We start from the raw sequence: 15,225 nt of genomic DNA on the forward strand, positions 1-15,225 counted from the left end.
CCCCACGGGGTGGAGCAAGCAGTTCAGCCGGGGGAGGTCGGCGCAGCCCACTATGCACGTCACGCATCTCTCGCTCGCCGACTTCCGCTCGTACACCCGGGCCGAGGTGGCGCTCGACCCGGGCGTCACGGCCTTCGTCGGGCCCAACGGCCAGGGCAAGACCAATCTCGTCGAGGCCGTCGGCTATCTCGCCACCCTCGGCAGCCACCGGGTCTCCTCCGATGCCCCGCTGGTGCGCATGGGCGCGGAGCGGGCCGTGGTCCGGGCCGCGGTCGTCCAGGGTGACCGGCAGCAGCTGATCGAGCTGGAGCTCAACCCGGGCAAGGCCAATCGCGCCCGTATCAATCGGTCCTCGCAGGTCAGACCGCGTGATGTGCTGGGGATCCTGCGGTCGGTGCTGTTCGCGCCCGAGGATCTGGCCCTGGTCAAGGGCGATCCGGGCGAGCGCCGGCGCTTCCTCGACGAGCTGATCACCGCGCGGGCGCCCCGGATGGCCGGGGTCCGCTCCGACTACGACCGGGTGCTCAAGCAGCGCAACACCCTGCTGAAGACCGCGGCCCTGGCCCGGCGGCACGGTTCGCGCAGCGGCGGCGGCGACGCGGCCCTGTCCACGCTCGACGTCTGGGACCAGCATCTGGCCCGGGCCGGTGCCGAGTTGCTCGCGCAGCGGCTCGATCTGATCGCCGTGCTCCAGCCGCTGGCCGACAAGGCGTACGAGCAACTCGCCCCGGGCGGCGGCCCCGTGCTGCTGGAGTACCGCGGCTCGGCCGGTGAGGGGCTGACCGACGCGGGCAGCCGCGAGGAGCTGTACGAGCTGCTGATGGCCGCCCTCACCGAGGCCCGTAAGCAGGAGATAGAGCGCGGGGTCACGCTGGTGGGCCCGCACCGCGACGACCTGATCCTCAAGCTGGGCCGGCTCCCGGCGAAGGGCTACGCCAGCCATGGCGAGTCCTGGTCGTACGCCCTCGCCCTGCGGCTGGCCTCCTACGATCTGCTGCGCGCCGAGGCGGGCGAGCCGGTGCTGGTGCTCGACGACGTCTTCGCGGAGCTGGACGAGCGGCGCCGGGAGCGGCTGGCCGAGCTGGTCGCCCCAGGGGAGCAGGTGCTGGTGACCGCGGCGGTGGAAGATGACGTTCCGCAGGTGCTGTCCGGCACGCGCTATGCGGTGTCCGAGGGCGAGGTGCGGCGCGTATGACCGACGGAATGGACCAGCCTGCGGGGCCCTCGCCGGTGCCCGAGCCCTCGGGCGTCGATCTTGCGAGGGTGGCGCTGCGCGCCGCCAAGGAGCAGGCGCGCGCCCGGGGAGCCGCGGCCCAGCAGAAGAAGCAGGCGCGCAGAGGGGGCTTGCGCTCCGGCGCGCGCGCCGATGGCCGCGATCCGCTTCCGCTCGGTGCGGCGATCAACCGGCTGATCACCGAGCGCGGCTGGGAGGCCCCGGCCGCGGTCGGCGGGGTGATGGGCCGCTGGCCCCAGATGGTGGGGCCCGAGGTGGCGCAGCACTGCGAGCCCCAGCGGTACGACGAGGACGCCCGGGTGCTCACGGTGCGCTGTGACTCCACGGCGTGGGCGACCCAGCTGAGACTGCTCGCCCCGCAGCTCGTGGCCCGGCTGAACGCGGATCTGGGTCATGGCACCGTCAAGATGATCAAGGTCCTGGGCCCCGGCGGCCCGGCCCACCGCTACGGCCCGCTGCGCTCCCCGGGCTCCACCGGCCCGGGCGATACCTACGGCTGACCGGGGGCTTACGCGCTCCCGTGTTAACCGGGGGTAACAGGGCGACTGCTGAGACCCCGGTCACGGTTGCCGGTGGTTGACAGCTCGAAGCGCTGAGTGGCGGTGTGAGCCTCTTGGAGCCCGTCCCCGCATATGGGGAGTCGCTGGCAGCCGGTTCAGGGCGGCACATGCGGACTCAGGCGGCAGCAAGCCCCCATTCTTGTCGGCGCTACCGGTAGACTGGGGCCGTACACCGTCGCCGCCGGCGCACCGAGCGCTTGCGGACACATGTTGAACGACGCAGCCGCTCCTGCCTACCCGGAGACGGCTTGTGCTGTGCCAGAAAGGGCGCTTCGTGGCCGATTCCGGCAACCCCATCGAAAACATCCCGTCCACGCCCGACGACGAGGCCCTGGCTCCGCCGTCGTACGACGCCAGTGCGATTACCGTCCTGGAAGGGCTGGAGGCGGTCCGCAAGCGACCCGGTATGTACATCGGTTCCACCGGTGAGCGCGGCCTGCACCATCTCGTCCAAGAGGTCGTCGACAACTCCGTCGACGAGGCCATGGCCGGTCACGCGGACAGCATCGAGGTCACGATCCTCGCCGACGGCGGCGTCCGCGTCGTGGACAACGGCCGCGGGATCCCGGTGGGCATCGTCCCCTCGGAGGGGAAGCCGGCTGTGGAGGTCGTGCTGACCGTGCTGCACGCGGGCGGCAAGTTCGGCGGCGGCGGCTACGCCGTCTCCGGCGGTCTGCACGGCGTCGGCGTCTCCGTCGTCAACGCCCTGTCCTCGAAGGTGTCGGTCGAGGTCAAGACGGACGGCTACCGCTGGACCCAGGACTACAAGACGGGAGCGCCGACCGCGCCCCTGGCCCGGAACGAGGCCACGGAGGAGACCGGCACCACGGTCACCTTCTGGGCGGACCCGGACGTCTTCGAGACCACCGAGTACTCCTTCGAGACGCTGGCCCGGCGCTTCCAGGAGATGGCGTTCCTCAACAAGGGCCTGTCGATCTCGCTCAAGGACGAGCGCGAGGCCCATGTGGACGAGGAGGGCAAGCCGCTCTCCGTGAAGTACCACTACGAGGGCGGCATCGTCGACTTCGTGACCTACCTCAACTCCCGCAAGGGCGAGCTGGTCCACCCCACGGTGATCGGGTTCGAGGCCGAGGACAAGGAGCGGATGCTCTCCCTCGAGATCGCGATGCAGTGGAACACCCAGTACACCGAGGGTGTCTACAGCTTCGCGAACACCATCCACACCCATGAGGGCGGCACCCACGAGGAGGGCTTCCGCGCCGCGCTGACGTACCTGATCAACAAGTACGCGCGCGACAAGAAGCTGCTCCGGGAGCGTGACGACAACCTCACCGGTGAGGACATCCGCGAGGGCCTGACCGCCATCATCTCGGTCAAGCTGGGCGAGCCGCAGTTCGAGGGCCAGACCAAGACCAAGCTGGGCAACACGGAGGCCAAGACCTTCGTCCAGAAGATCGTCAACGAGCATCTCGCCGACTGGCTGGACCGTAACCCTAATGAGGCGGCGGACATCGTCCGCAAGGGGATCCAGGCGGCGACGGCCCGGGTCGCGGCCCGTAAGGCGCGGGATCTGACCCGCCGTAAGGGGCTGCTGGAGACCGCGTCGCTGCCGGGCAAGCTGAGCGACTGCCAGTCCAATGACCCGTCGAAGTGCGAGATCTTCATCGTCGAGGGTGACTCCGCCGGCGGCTCGGCCAAGTCCGGCCGTAACCCGCAGTATCAGGCGATCCTCCCGATCCGCGGCAAGATCCTCAACGTGGAGAAGGCCCGGGTCGACAAGATCCTGCAGAACAACGAGGTCCAGGCGCTGATCTCCGCCTTCGGCACCGGGGTGCACGAGGACTTCGACATCGCCAAGCTCCGCTATCACAAGATCATTCTGATGGCGGACGCCGATGTCGACGGCCAGCACATCAACACCCTGCTGCTGACCTTCCTCTTCCGCTTCATGCGCCCGCTGGTCGAGGCGGGGCATGTCTTCCTCTCCCGTCCGCCGCTCTACAAGATCAAGTGGGGCCGGGACGACTTCGAGTACGCGTACTCGGACCGGGAGCGGGACGCGCTGATCCAGGTCGGCCGTGAACAGGGCAAGCGCATCAGGGACGACTCGGTCCAGCGCTTCAAGGGTCTGGGCGAGATGAACGCCGAAGAGCTGCGGGTCACCACGATGGACCCCGACCACCGCGTCCTGGGCCAGGTCACCCTGGACGACGCGGCGCAGGCCGACGACCTGTTCTCGGTCCTGATGGGTGAGGACGTCGAGGCACGGCGCTCGTTCATCCAGCGCAACGCCAAGGATGTCCGCTTCCTCGACATCTGAGTCGGCCCCCAGCCGCAGACGACAGAAGGACTTTGACCAGCAATGGCCGACGAGAACACCCCGAACACGCCCGATGAACTGACCCCCGACGAGGTCGCCGAAGGCGCCGCACTCCGCGTCGAGCCGGTCGGCCTCGAGACGGAGATGCAGCGCTCGTACCTCGATTACGCGATGAGCGTGATCGTCAGCCGTGCGCTCCCGGACGTCCGGGACGGGCTCAAGCCGGTGCACCGCCGGGTGCTGTACGCGATGTACGACGGTGGGTACCGCCCCGAGAAGGGCTTCTACAAGTGCGCCCGCGTCGTCGGCGACGTCATGGGCACCTACCATCCGCACGGCGACTCGTCGATCTACGACGCCCTGGTGCGGCTCGCTCAGCCGTGGTCCATGCGGATGCCGCTGGTCGACTCCAACGGCAACTTCGGCTCCCCGGGCAACGACCCCGCGGCGGCCATGCGGTACACCGAGTGCAAGATGGACCCGCTGGCCATGGAGATGCTCCGGGACATCGACGAGGAGACCGTCGATTTCCAGGACAACTACGACGGCCGTAACCAGGAGCCGACGGTCCTCCCGGCGCGCATCCCGAACCTGCTGGTCAACGGCTCGGCAGGGATCGCGGTCGGCATGGCCACCAATATCCCGCCGCACAATCTGCGCGAGGTCGCCGAGGGCGCCCAGTGGTTCCTGGCCAACCCGCAGGCCACCCAGGAGGAGCTGCTCGAGGCCCTGATCGACCGGATCAAGGGCCCGGACTTCCCGACCGGCGCGCTGGTCGTCGGCCGTAAGGGCATCGAGGAGGCGTACCGCACCGGGCGCGGCTCGATCACGATGCGCGCGGTGGTGGAGGTCGAGGAGATCCAGGGTCGGCAGTGCCTGGTGGTCACCGAGCTGCCGTACCAGGTGAACCCGGACAACCTCGCGCAGAAGATCGCCGACCTGGTGAAGGACGGCAAGGTCGGAGGCATCGCCGACGTCCGCGACGAGACCTCCTCGCGCACCGGTCAGCGCCTGGTCATCGTGCTCAAGCGGGACGCGGTCGCCAAGGTCGTCCTCAACAACCTCTACAAGCACACCGATCTGCAGACCAACTTCGGCGCCAACATGCTGGCGCTGGTCGACGGTGTGCCGCGCACCCTGTCGCTGGACGCGTTCATCCGCAACTGGGTGACCCACCAGATCGAGGTCATCGTCCGCCGGACCCGCTTCCGGCTGCGCAAGGCCGAGGAGCGGGCGCACATCCTGCGTGGTCTGCTCAAGGCCCTGGACGCGATCGACGAGGTCATCGCGCTGATCCGGCGAAGCGACACGGTGGACACCGCGCGCGGCGGCCTGATGGGCCTGCTGGAGATCGACGAGATCCAGGCGAACGCGATCCTGGAGATGCAGCTGCGGCGGCTGGCCGCCCTGGAGCGTCAGAAGATCGTCCAGGAGCACGACGAGCTGCAGGCCAAGATCGACGAGTACAACGCGATCCTGGCCTCGCCCGAGCGGCAGCGGCAGATCATCAGCGAGGAGCTGACCGCGATCGTCGAGAAGTTCGGCGACGACCGGCGCACCAAGCTGGTGCCCTTCGACGGTGACATGTCCATCGAGGACCTGATCGCCGAGGAGGACATCGTCGTCACGATCACGCGTGGCGGCTATGTGAAGCGCACCAAGACCGAGGACTACCGCTCCCAGAAGCGCGGCGGCAAGGGCGTGCGCGGGACGAAGCTGAAGCAGGACGACATCGTCTCCCACTTCTTCGTCTCGACCACCCACCACTGGCTGCTGTTCTTCACCAACAAGGGCCGGGTCTACCGGGCGAAGGCATATGAGCTGCCGGACGCCGGCCGGGAGGCGCGCGGCCAGCATGTCGCGAATCTGCTGGCGTTCCAGCCCGATGAGAAGATCGCGCGGATCCTGGCGATCCGGGACTACGAGGCGGTGCCGTATCTGGTGCTCGCCACCAAGTCCGGCCTGGTGAAGAAGACCCCGCTGAAGGACTACGACTCGCCCCGCTCGGGCGGCGTGATCGCGATCAACCTCCGGGAGATGGCGGACGGCCGCGAGGACGAGCTGATCGGTGCCGAGTTGGTGTCCTCCGCGGACGATCTGCTGCTGATCAGCAGGAAGGCCCAGTCGATCCGGTTCACGGCGACGGACGAGTCGCTGCGGCCGATGGGGCGCGCGACCTCCGGTGTGAAGGGCATGAGCTTCCGCGAGGACGACGAACTCCTCTCGATGAATGTCGTCCGGCCCGGTACGTTCGTGTTCACCGCCACCGACGGCGGGTACGCGAAGCGGACCAACGTCGACGAGTACCGCGTCCAGGGGCGCGGCGGCCTCGGGATCAAGGCAGCGAAGATCGTCGAGGACCGCGGTTCCCTGGTCGGGGCGCTGGTGGTAGAGGAGACCGATGAGATCCTCGCCATCACGCTCAGCGGTGGCGTGATCCGTACCCGGGTCAATGAGGTCAGGGAGACGGGCCGTGACACCATGGGCGTCCAACTGATCAACCTGGGCAAGCGCGATGCCGTCGTCGGCATCGCCCGGAACGCCGAGGCCGGTCGTGAGGCTGAAGAGGTCGAGGAAGATTCCGCGACCGGGAGCGCGCCAGCCGAGGAGGCCGCGTCCGAGGCGGTCGAGGGCACACCGCCCCCGGCCGACGAGACCGAGGAGTAAGTCGTGAGTGGAGCCACGGGTGCCGCGGGCGGCGGTGCGGACGCCGGAGGGCGTCCGGGATCGGGAGCCCAGACTTCGGCGGGCGGCACCACCGCTGGGGAAGGCGCCCGTGGCCCGGCCGGGGACTCCGCCCCCGCGTCGGTGACGGAGACCCGGAAGCTGCGGCCGCAGCGGGATCCGCATCCGAAGCCCCAGTACTCCAGCCCGCTCCCCAACGAGCGTTCCGCCCCCGCCCAGCCCGCGCAGCCGTACCACCCGCCGCAGGCATACGCCCCGCCGCCCGGCGGCGGGGCCGGAGAGGGCGGCTCCGCGGTGCCCGGGCAGCCGGGCCAGGCCGCCCATTCGGGGCACCAGCAGGCCGCCACGGCCGTCCGCCGCCCCCGTACGCCCGCGGGGGCCCGTCCGGCGCCGCGGACGCGTAAGGCGCGGCTGAGGGTCGCCAGGGTCGATCCGTGGTCGGTCATGAAGGTCAGCTTCCTGCTCGCGATCGCGCTGGGGATCTGCACCGTGATCGCGGTGGCGGTGCTGTGGATGGTCATGGACGCCATGGGCGTCTTCAGCGCGGTCGGCGGCACCATCAGCGATGCGACGGAGTCGCAGGAGGGCAGCGGGTTCGACCTGGAGTCCTTCCTGTCGCTTCCGCGTGTCCTCGGGTTCACCGGGCTCATCGCCGTGATCAACGTGGTGTTGGCCACCGCGTTGGCCACGCTCGGGGCCTTCATCTACAACCTGTCGGCGGGCTTCGTGGGTGGCGTCGAGCTGACCTTGGCCGAGGACGAGTAGCGGCCCGCCGTTACCGATTTTGGGACGGGGCAGGTCGTGCGCTAATCTTTCGGTGCAGCGCGGGGCTATAGCTCAGACGGTTAGAGCGCTTCCCTGATAAGGAAGAGGCCACAGGTTCAAGTCCTGTTAGCCCCACCGTCGCGATCAGCCTGGATGAAGATCTTCTTCATCCAGGCTGATGTCGTATGGGGGGCCGGGAGTTGATCCCCGGTTCCTGCCCGGTTTCTCATCGGCCAATGCCGGTCATAGGTCACCGATCGGTATCGGTCGGTGTGTATCATCGGGCGCCAGAGGTCCCCTACGTCAAGAAAGAGACGAGGTAGCGCAGTGAAGAAGCTGCTCCTGGTCGCACTGGCCGCCATCGGCGGGCTCCTCGTGTACCGCCAGATCCAGGCGGATCGCGCCGAGCAGGATCTGTGGACGGAGGCGACCGACTCCGTGCCCGCAGGTTCGGGTGTGTGAGCTCCTAGCTCCTAAGACAGTCCCAGTGCGGGGCCCCGACCGCTGGAGCGGTCGGGGCCCCGTCGGCTTTACTGGCGCCGTGCGGGGAAGGGGCAGGGGCGCCGGGGGACGGGATGACGGGGGCCTTCGTGTTTCACTCTCGCAAACGAATAGCTTGCACAGGCAAAGTTGAACGGGCCGACCGGCCGGTACGACGAGGAGTGACGCGCGATGAAGGACCGCCGCAAGGTCAGGGCCGGTCTCGCCGCGGTGGCGGCACTGTGCACGGTGGCCGCGGCGCCGGGGACGTCCCTGGCCGACGGCGCCGACGGGGCCCGGGCGTACGAGACCCGCGGCACCCGGATATCCGGCGCCGACGCCGACTCGGGCGCCCCGTCCCTGGCGGCCGGCCGCACCTATGTCGACAGCCTCGGGCCGGGCGAGAAGCGGTACTACGGCGTGACGCTCGACACGAAGTCGGCCGCCTATGTCTCGGCGGTCGCCGCGCCCCCGCCGGGTGCGGACGTGACCTCGTACCGCGATGGCGTGAAGGTGACGCTGGAGAGCCCCGACGGGGGCATCTGCGGCACCGCCGCCCCGAAGATCGAAACCAATGGCGTCGCCTATCCCCTCGCCGACTACGCCTCCCGCCAGATCGAGTCCGGGCCGGCCTCCTGCCATGAAGCGGGGCGCTATGTGGTGACGGTGGAGCGCCAGAACGGGTCACCGGACCCGGAGCGCTGGCCCGTGGAGCTCCGTGTGATGGTGGAGCCACCGGTGAAGGGCGGGGCCACAGGAGCGGCTCCGGAGGGGAGTTGGAGCACGCCGTCGCCCAAACCGCCGGACGGCACCCCCTGGCCGCGGCGCGGCGGACGCGGCTTCACCGACGCGCCGACCCTGGGGAGCGGGGTGTGGAAGGACGAGATCACGCCGGGGGAGACGCATTTCTACCGGGTGCCCGTCGACTGGGGGCAGCGCCTCACCGCCGCCGCCGAGCTGTCCGTCGACGGCAAGGACCAGAGCACCCGTCTGCTCGACCGGGCCCTGGCGATGCACGCGTACAACCCGGCGCGCGGGCTCGCCAAGCGGGGCATCCCCGCCGCGCAGGACGGCGATGCGCCCCGCACCCAGGTGGCCACCGCGCCGGTGGCCTACGGAAACCGGTATGCCAACACCGGCTCAACGGTCCGTGCGATGAGCTTCAGCGGTGGGTACTTCCTGGCGGTCACCCTCAACCCGCCGCACGTGGCGCCGCATCTGAACAGCCCGGTACCGGTCGTCCTGCGGGTACGGGTCGCGGGCGCCGCGCGCGGCGGGCCCAGCTACGACAAGGACCCGGTCGAGGCGGGGTTCGGCCTCACGGCGGCCGACCGGAAGGCGGCCAAGCGCCATCCGGACGCCGCGGACGATGACCGGATGGCGAGTCCTGGATCCGGCACCGCCGACTCGAAGAAGACCGCGCTGCGGGTGGTGGGGTACGCGGGGATCGGCACGGGGACGGCGCTGGTGCTCGGACTCGGCGTGTGGACGCTCGCCGCCCGGCGCCGGGCCTCCGCGCAGCGGTACGGGCCGCCGCCTGGCTGGTAGTTGGGGGCGCTGCTTCCGCTGGGGGTGCGTCAGGGGGCGCGGTCAGGGACGGTGAGGAGCGCGGGGGCGCGGTCAGGGGTGGTGAGGTCGGCGGGGGCGTCGTCGTCGGCGTCGTCGGCGTGAACGCGACGTCAGCCCGCGGCCACCAGCGCCCATGCGCCGACCGCGAAGCACACCGCCGCGACGATCAGGATCGAGAGCGCCGCTTTCCGGGACGGCCCGGGTCGCCGCCGCCTCGCCGCGGGAACCTGCGGCTGCCCGGCGGTGTATGGACGAGTAGAAGGGAAATCACGCGGGGGCGGCGTTGGTGTCGGGGTCGGAGTCGGCGTGGGTGTCGGCGTTGGCGTCGGTGTCGGCGAGGGTGCCGCGGTCGGAGCGGAAGCGGGGGTGGGCGTATGCGGGTGCGCGTGGTGCACCGGCTGTACGGGGTGTGGGGGCTGCTGTGCGTGGTGCGGATGGTGCACGGGTGGCTGTGCCGGTGGCAGCGGGGCCGCCGTCGAGGGGGTCGGCGGGGTCAGTGGGTGGGGCAACGACTGCGGCATCGACGGCCGCTGGACCGGCGGGGGCGGAGTCGCGGGCCGGGCGGTCGGCGGCGGAGGCGTCGGTGTCGGTGGGCCCGCGGGCTGGGGCGGTGGGGTCTGGCTCAGGGGCGTCTGGGCGTGCGGCGGTCCGGCGTGCGGGACGCCGGAGGACGGAGCCCCTGGAGACCCGGTGTGCGGGGCCTGGCCGGGCGGGGGATCGGTGTGCGGTGTCGCTGGCTGTTCGTTCCGGGGGAGCGGCGGCGGGAGGGTGAAGCTGCCGGTGTCGGACATGGACGGCTGTGGGGCGGCCGACTGGGGAGGGGAGGCCGCCTCGGCGGCGGAGCCTGCGTCGGCGGCGGTCTGAGACGGAGAGGGCGCCGCGCCGTTCGCGCCGTTCTCTCGGGGTGGGTCCGTCTTCGCGTGGCGGCGGCGCGGCCGGGTCGGCCCGTTGGAGTCGAACCCGGCGGGCAGCGGCCCGAGATGGTCGAAGACCTCGATGGCGTCGTCGTCCAGGTCGGCCTCGGGCAGCAGGTCGACCGCCGTCGCCAGCGCCTTCCGCGCTCCTGTGGCGGTGCGGAAGCGGTCCTCGGGGTCCGGCTGCAGCAGACTCGCGATCACCTGCCACAGCGGCTCTGGCACGCCCGTGGGCGCGTTCGGCACTCCCTGCTCGAAGAGCTTGACGAGCGCCTCCGCGTCGGGCTTGTGCCCGTTGAGCAGATAGAGCGTCACCAGCCCCACGGCGAAGAGATCCGCCGGGAAGTCCGGGTCATCGCCCATCATCTGCTCGGGTGCGAAGTAACCGGGCGTGCCCATCACGTAGTTGGCCTCGGTGAGGCGCGGCTCGCCCTTGGTCAGCGCGATGCCGAAGTCGGACAGCCGGACGTGCGGCCGCCCGGTCCCGGTGGATTCCAGCAGGATGTTCGCGGGCTTGATGTCCCGGTGCACCACTCCCTCGGCATGTACCGCGGCCAGTCCGGAGAGCAGCTGGTCGAGCAGGGTGCACACATAACGGGGCGGCAGCGGGCCGTAGTCCCCGATGAGATGGGCGAACGAGCCGCCGCCCACCAGATCCATGGTGAACAGCACCTTGTCGTCGTCGGCCGCCCAGCTGGCCGGCGCCAGCACATGGGGGTGATCGATCCGCAGGGCCTGTTCCCGGACGAAGCGCAGCAGCGTATGGGCATCACGTTGCTGGAGAACCTTCGCTGCCACGTACCGTCTGCGGCGGTGGTCCCAGACGCGCCATACGGCGCCCACGCCCCCACGCCCGATCGGGTCCACCAGCTCGTACCGGCCCGCGAAGATCTCACCCATCGCGCCGTGCCCGCCCCGTCATCGACTCGTCAGCAGTTCAGCCCGTCAGCTCTGGTGCGCCTCGTAGTGGGCGACCGCATCGGCGGTCCGCCCGGCGCCGTACACACGGAGAAACTCTGCCAGCTCGGGGTGGGTCGGGGCGAGGGAGTCGGCGGCTTCGATGATGTCCCCCGCGGCCGCCACGGACCGCAGCAGCGACTGGATCTCGCGCACCACTCGCCGAACGGTCGGGGCGCCCGTGCTCGTCGCCGTGGACTGGGTGGAATTGAGGACCGAGCCGCCCGCGGACTTCTTGATCTCCTCCATGCGCTCGGCGGCCTCGGCGGCGCTGACCCTGCCGTCCGCCGCCTGGCTGGACAGTTCCTGCAGCGCCTGCACCCGCTGGACGACGGCGGGGTTGCCGATCTTGGCGCGCTGGCCGCTCATGAGCTGCGAGAGCATGGGCGCGGACAGCCCGAGGACGGCGGCGAGACGGGCTTGGTTCAGACCGAGATCATCGATGAGACGGCGAAAGAGCGCCCCCAGCGGTTCCCCGTACCAGCTGCGCTGAAGCTCCCGTGCGCGCGCGGTGGCATCCTGCTGTGTTGCGTCCATCTCGCTCTCCCCTTCGCTTCGCTGCCGCGAATCTTGCGTGGCATCCTACGGAGAGCGCTACGCACGAGCGATACCCGGTCGGAAATGGTGGTCGGTAGCAGGTATCCTGATCGGCGACGGGGCCTTAGCTCAGTTGGTAGAGCGCCGTCTTTGCATGGCGGATGTCAGGAGTTCGACTCTCCTAGGCTCCACCTTCGTCACCAGCCAGGACATCGTGATCGGTGCCCTGGCTGGTTTGTTTCGCCCCTGATATCGGTGTTGCCACTCCTGTCATTGCCCGGCGCAACACCCGCGGGATGCTCCAGGGTGTTTCTCACAACTCGGGCAGATCGCCCGGGAGTCGTCTGATCGGCGCGAGCCGCCGTACAGGGGGACACGATGGGTGAGCTGCATCCGCTGGGCGAGAACCTGCCCGAGGAGTGTCGGGCCTTCGCCATGGAGCTGAGGAAGCTGTTCCTGGGGCTGGGGATCTCGGTGCGCAGATATGCCGTGCGCAGGCACCGTGACCCGAGCACCATCTCGCGGTTTCTGAGCGGCACCCGCATCCCGCCGTGGGAGTTCGTCTTCGACCTGTTCACCGATCTCGCGGCGCGGCGAGGCGTCGCTCCCACCCCCGCCGCCATCAAGCTGGTGCGGGAGCTGCACCGGGCCGCCGTCCGCACCAGCCGCTCCCCCGGGCATGCCATGGAGATCCTGCAGCTCCAACTGGCCGACGCCGACCGGGACGCGCGGGTGTCCATGGCGCACCAGGATGTGCTGGGCGAGGCGCTGCTGGACCGCAAGCACCGCATCGCCGATCTCGAGGTGCGGCTGAACCAGGCCGAGGCGGCCTGGGCCACGGAGCGCGCCCGGGCGGACGCGCTGGAGCGGGAGCTTCCGGACCGGAAGGAGCTGATCAAGGAGCGGGATCTGCTCCGGCAGGAGGTGGGGCGGCTCACCGAGGAGCTGGAAGACGTGCGGCTGCGGGGCCGGCTGGCGGAGGAGCGCTGCCTGGTCCTGGAGCGGCAGCTGGCCATGGTGGAGTCCCAGCCCCCGGCCGCGGTGCCGCAGCCGGAGGACGAGCCCGCGGCCCCGGAGGGACCCGCGGTGCCCAAGCGGGGCACCGGGCCGCGGCCCAAGATCCTCGTGGTGGACGACCAGCAGAACAATCTGCTGGCCATGGAGGCCGTGCTGGCCACGCTCGATCAGGAGCTGGTGACCGCGACGTCCGGGCAGGAGGCCCTCAAGGCGCTGCTCGACCATGACGACTTCGCGGTGATCCTGCTGGATGTGCAGATGCCCGAGATGGACGGCTATGAGACGGCGGCCCACATCAAGCGGCGTTCCCGTAACCGCGACATCCCGATCATCTTCCTCACCGCGATGGGCGCCGATCCCGAGAACGCCTCGCGGGGCTATGCGGCCGGTGCGGTGGATTACATGGCCAAGCCGTTCGACCCCTGGGCGCTGCGGGCCAAGGTCTCGGTCTTCACCGAGATCTTCCTCGAGCGCCGGCAGCGCCGTTCCCAGGGGGAGGGCCCGGCGGACTGAGCCGGGGCCGGAGACGGGGCGAGGGCGGGAGATCATCAGATCTCCCGCCCTCGCGGAGGGCCGCGCCGGACGCCGTATGCGGCGTTGTTCAGCGCTCGTCGTCCCTGCGGGCCTCGGCCTGCTTGGCCTGCACCTCGGGGTCGAGGGCGCTCTGGTCGCTGCCGTCCACCGCGGAAAGCCGCTCGCGGTCGCCCACCTCGGTCGCCGCCGGGGGCTCGACCAGCCAGTCGGGGTTGGCCTGCTTGTCCCACCACTTCCACGCGGCGAAGACGCCCGCGCCGACCAGTCCGATGAAGGCCGCACGCTTGGCGACACGGGCGGTCCGGGCCCGGCGGCGGTGCTTCCTGGCCAGCTTCTCGATCTCCGCGGCCGTCACATGGGTGCGCAGCGCCGCGATGGCGGCGGCCGTACGGACGGCGGCCTCCTCGCGCACCGGTCCGGCGGCGGCGCGCGCCCCGGCCATCGCCTGTTCCATCCGCGGACCGGTGTAGTCGGCGGCGTGGCGGGCTGCCTTACGGGTGCGCTTGGCGGCCCGGGTGGCGGCCTGGTCCACCTTCGGCGGCAGAGTGCCACGGGCCTGGTTGAGCATGGGCTCGATATGGGCGTGGTACTGGGCGCCGGCCGTGCACCGGGCCTGGTGCGCCGCGGTCGACACCTTCGGCGCCAGCCGTACGCGGGCCTCGTGCGCGTAGCGCGATGCGGTGTCCTTGGCCGTGCCGGCGTAGGGTGCCACCGCCTCCGCGGCGTGCAGGACGCTGCCCTTGGCTGTGCCGGTCGCGGCTCGCACGCTGTCAATGCGGGTCACGGGATCCTCCTCCTCGGTGGCGTGGTCAAGCTCCCGGGTTCAGAGTCGTGCGTTTTCGTCGCGCGCTCTATTTGCCCAGTTTCGTGTTTCCATCCCAAGAAAGATCATGCCTGTTTGTGGAGATCATGCCCGTTCGCAGCACAGGCAGCATGCCTGACCGGGCATCTGGGTCATAGGGAGGATTCTCATGGAAACCACGCGGATCGGCGCGCCCGGTGACGCCTCCGCGGCTACTCGTCGACCTTGCGTCCGTGCGAGGATCAGGAGACGGAAGTGAAAACGATGGAAGGTTGATCGTGGCCGAGCAGCTTTACGCCACCCTGAAGACGAACAATGGCGACATCGTGGTCCGGCTGCTGCCGAACCACGCCCCCAAGACGGTCAAGAACTTTGTCGAACTGGCCGAAGGCACTCGCGAGTGGACCCACCCGGCCACTGGCAAGAAGGCCAAGGAGAAGCTCTACGACGGCACCGTTTTCCACCGGGTGATCAGCGGCTTCATGATCCAGGGCGGGGACCCGCTGGGCAACGGGACCGGTGGCCCGGGCTACGAGTTCGGTGACGAGTTCCACCCGGACCTGGCCTTCAACAAGCCCTACCTGCTCGCGATGGCCAACGCCGGCCCGGGCACCAACGGCTCGCAGTTCTTCGTCACGGTCTCCCCGACCGCATGGCTGACCGGTAAGCACACCATCTTCGGCGAGGTCGCCGACGAGGCCAGCAAGAAGGTCGTCGACGCGATCGCGGGCACCGCGACCAACCCGCGCACCGACCGTCCGCTGCAGGACGTCGTCATCGAGTCGGTCGTCGTGGAGACCCGCGAGGGCTGAGCCCGTACGGGGAACTTTCATGCCCCGCTTGTCCGTGTGAACAAGTGTCCGTGTGAACAAGCGGGGCGGGGGAACGCC

The 15,225-nt window shown here is 70.1% G+C and carries 12 protein-coding genes and 2 tRNA genes; 11 read left to right on the plus strand and 3 right to left on the minus strand.

Annotation, left to right across the window (positions count from 1 at the left end):
* Positions 1–52 precede the first annotated feature (52 nt).
* The 8 genes from recF (at position 53) to AS97_RS23700 (ending at position 9,553) form a co-directional block, all read left to right on the plus strand.
* Positions 53–1,195 (plus strand): DNA replication/repair protein RecF, encoded by a 1,143-nt coding sequence (gene recF / locus AS97_RS23665; RefSeq protein WP_059143749.1) that lies wholly within the window; start codon positions 53–55, stop codon positions 1,193–1,195.
* Positions 1,192–1,734: a DciA family protein gene (locus tag AS97_RS23670; RefSeq protein WP_059143750.1), complete on the plus strand. Its 543-nt coding sequence runs from the start codon at positions 1,192–1,194 to the stop codon at positions 1,732–1,734. The genes recF and AS97_RS23670 overlap by 4 nt, the downstream gene beginning before the upstream one ends.
* Before the next feature lie 310 nt (positions 1,735–2,044).
* Complete coding sequence (gene gyrB / locus AS97_RS23675) at positions 2,045–4,075, plus strand: DNA topoisomerase (ATP-hydrolyzing) subunit B (RefSeq protein WP_059143751.1); 2,031 nt, start codon at positions 2,045–2,047, stop codon at positions 4,073–4,075.
* Between the two features lie 42 nt (positions 4,076–4,117).
* A complete protein-coding gene (gene gyrA / locus AS97_RS23680) occupies positions 4,118–6,742 on the plus strand; it encodes a DNA gyrase subunit A (protein ID WP_059143752.1) in 2,625 nt (874 codons plus the stop codon).
* Positions 6,743–6,745: 3 nt separating this feature from the next.
* On the plus strand, positions 6,746–7,525 hold the full coding sequence (locus AS97_RS23685) for a DUF3566 domain-containing protein (RefSeq protein ID WP_210565605.1): 780 nt from the start codon (positions 6,746–6,748) through the stop codon (positions 7,523–7,525).
* 61 nt (positions 7,526–7,586) lie between these two features.
* Positions 7,587–7,660: transfer RNA gene (locus AS97_RS23690), tRNA-Ile, on the plus strand.
* Between the two features lie 192 nt (positions 7,661–7,852).
* Entirely contained in the window at positions 7,853–7,987 is a 135-nt protein-coding gene (locus AS97_RS23695) for a DLW-39 family protein (RefSeq protein WP_003958712.1), read from the plus strand.
* Between the two features lie 210 nt (positions 7,988–8,197).
* Positions 8,198–9,553: a hypothetical protein gene (locus AS97_RS23700; RefSeq protein ID WP_059143753.1), complete on the plus strand. Its 1,356-nt coding sequence runs from the start codon at positions 8,198–8,200 to the stop codon at positions 9,551–9,553.
* A 131-nt stretch (positions 9,554–9,684) separates the two neighbouring features.
* Here AS97_RS23700 and AS97_RS23705 read toward each other — a convergent pair whose 3' ends face one another.
* Both AS97_RS23705 and AS97_RS23710 read right to left on the minus strand, forming a co-directional pair.
* Positions 9,685–11,388, minus strand: coding sequence for a protein kinase (locus AS97_RS23705; RefSeq protein ID WP_210565606.1), 1,704 nt, complete (start codon positions 11,386–11,388; stop codon positions 9,685–9,687).
* A gap of 45 nt (positions 11,389–11,433) precedes the next feature.
* Entirely contained in the window at positions 11,434–11,982 is a 549-nt protein-coding gene (locus AS97_RS23710) for a DNA-binding protein (protein ID WP_059143755.1), read from the minus strand.
* Between the two features lie 118 nt (positions 11,983–12,100).
* Between AS97_RS23710 and AS97_RS23715 the strand changes: the two genes are divergently transcribed.
* A tRNA-Ala gene (locus tag AS97_RS23715) sits at positions 12,101–12,173 on the plus strand.
* A 187-nt stretch (positions 12,174–12,360) separates the two neighbouring features.
* The gene (locus AS97_RS23720; RefSeq protein ID WP_210565607.1) at positions 12,361–13,512 is read left to right on the plus strand and encodes a response regulator; all 1,152 of its coding nucleotides are present in this window, start codon (positions 12,361–12,363) and stop codon (positions 13,510–13,512) included.
* Positions 13,513–13,600: 88 nt separating this feature from the next.
* Here AS97_RS23720 and AS97_RS23725 read toward each other — a convergent pair whose 3' ends face one another.
* Entirely contained in the window at positions 13,601–14,317 is a 717-nt protein-coding gene (locus AS97_RS23725; protein WP_059143757.1) for a DUF5324 family protein, read from the minus strand.
* A gap of 296 nt (positions 14,318–14,613) precedes the next feature.
* On the opposite strand from AS97_RS23725, the gene AS97_RS23730 reads away from it, so the two are divergent.
* Positions 14,614–15,147 (plus strand): peptidylprolyl isomerase, encoded by a 534-nt coding sequence (locus AS97_RS23730; RefSeq protein ID WP_059143818.1) that lies wholly within the window; start codon positions 14,614–14,616, stop codon positions 15,145–15,147.
* Positions 15,148–15,225: the final 78 nt, after the last annotated feature.

Source organism: Streptomyces sp. AgN23 (assembly GCF_001598115.1).
Classification (GTDB): Bacteria; Actinomycetota; Actinomycetes; order Streptomycetales; family Streptomycetaceae; genus Streptomyces; species Streptomyces antimycoticus.

Bases quoted from the DNA above. Each gene is read 5' to 3' on its own strand.
- recF (WP_059143749.1), top strand. From the start codon at position 53: ATGCACGTCACGCATCTCTCGCTCGCCGACTTCCGCTCGTACACCCGG.
- AS97_RS23670 (WP_059143750.1), top strand. From the start codon at position 1,192: ATGACCGACGGAATGGACCAGCCTGCGGGGCCCTCGCCGGTGCCCGAG.
- gyrA (WP_059143752.1), top strand. From the start codon at position 4,118: ATGGCCGACGAGAACACCCCGAACACGCCCGATGAACTGACCCCCGAC.
- AS97_RS23700 (WP_059143753.1), top strand. From the start codon at position 8,198: ATGAAGGACCGCCGCAAGGTCAGGGCCGGTCTCGCCGCGGTGGCGGCA.
- AS97_RS23705 (WP_210565606.1), bottom strand. From the start codon at position 11,388: ATGGGTGAGATCTTCGCGGGCCGGTACGAGCTGGTGGACCCGATCGGG.
- AS97_RS23710 (WP_059143755.1), bottom strand. From the start codon at position 11,982: ATGGACGCAACACAGCAGGATGCCACCGCGCGCGCACGGGAGCTTCAG.
- AS97_RS23720 (WP_210565607.1), top strand. From the start codon at position 12,361: ATGGGTGAGCTGCATCCGCTGGGCGAGAACCTGCCCGAGGAGTGTCGG.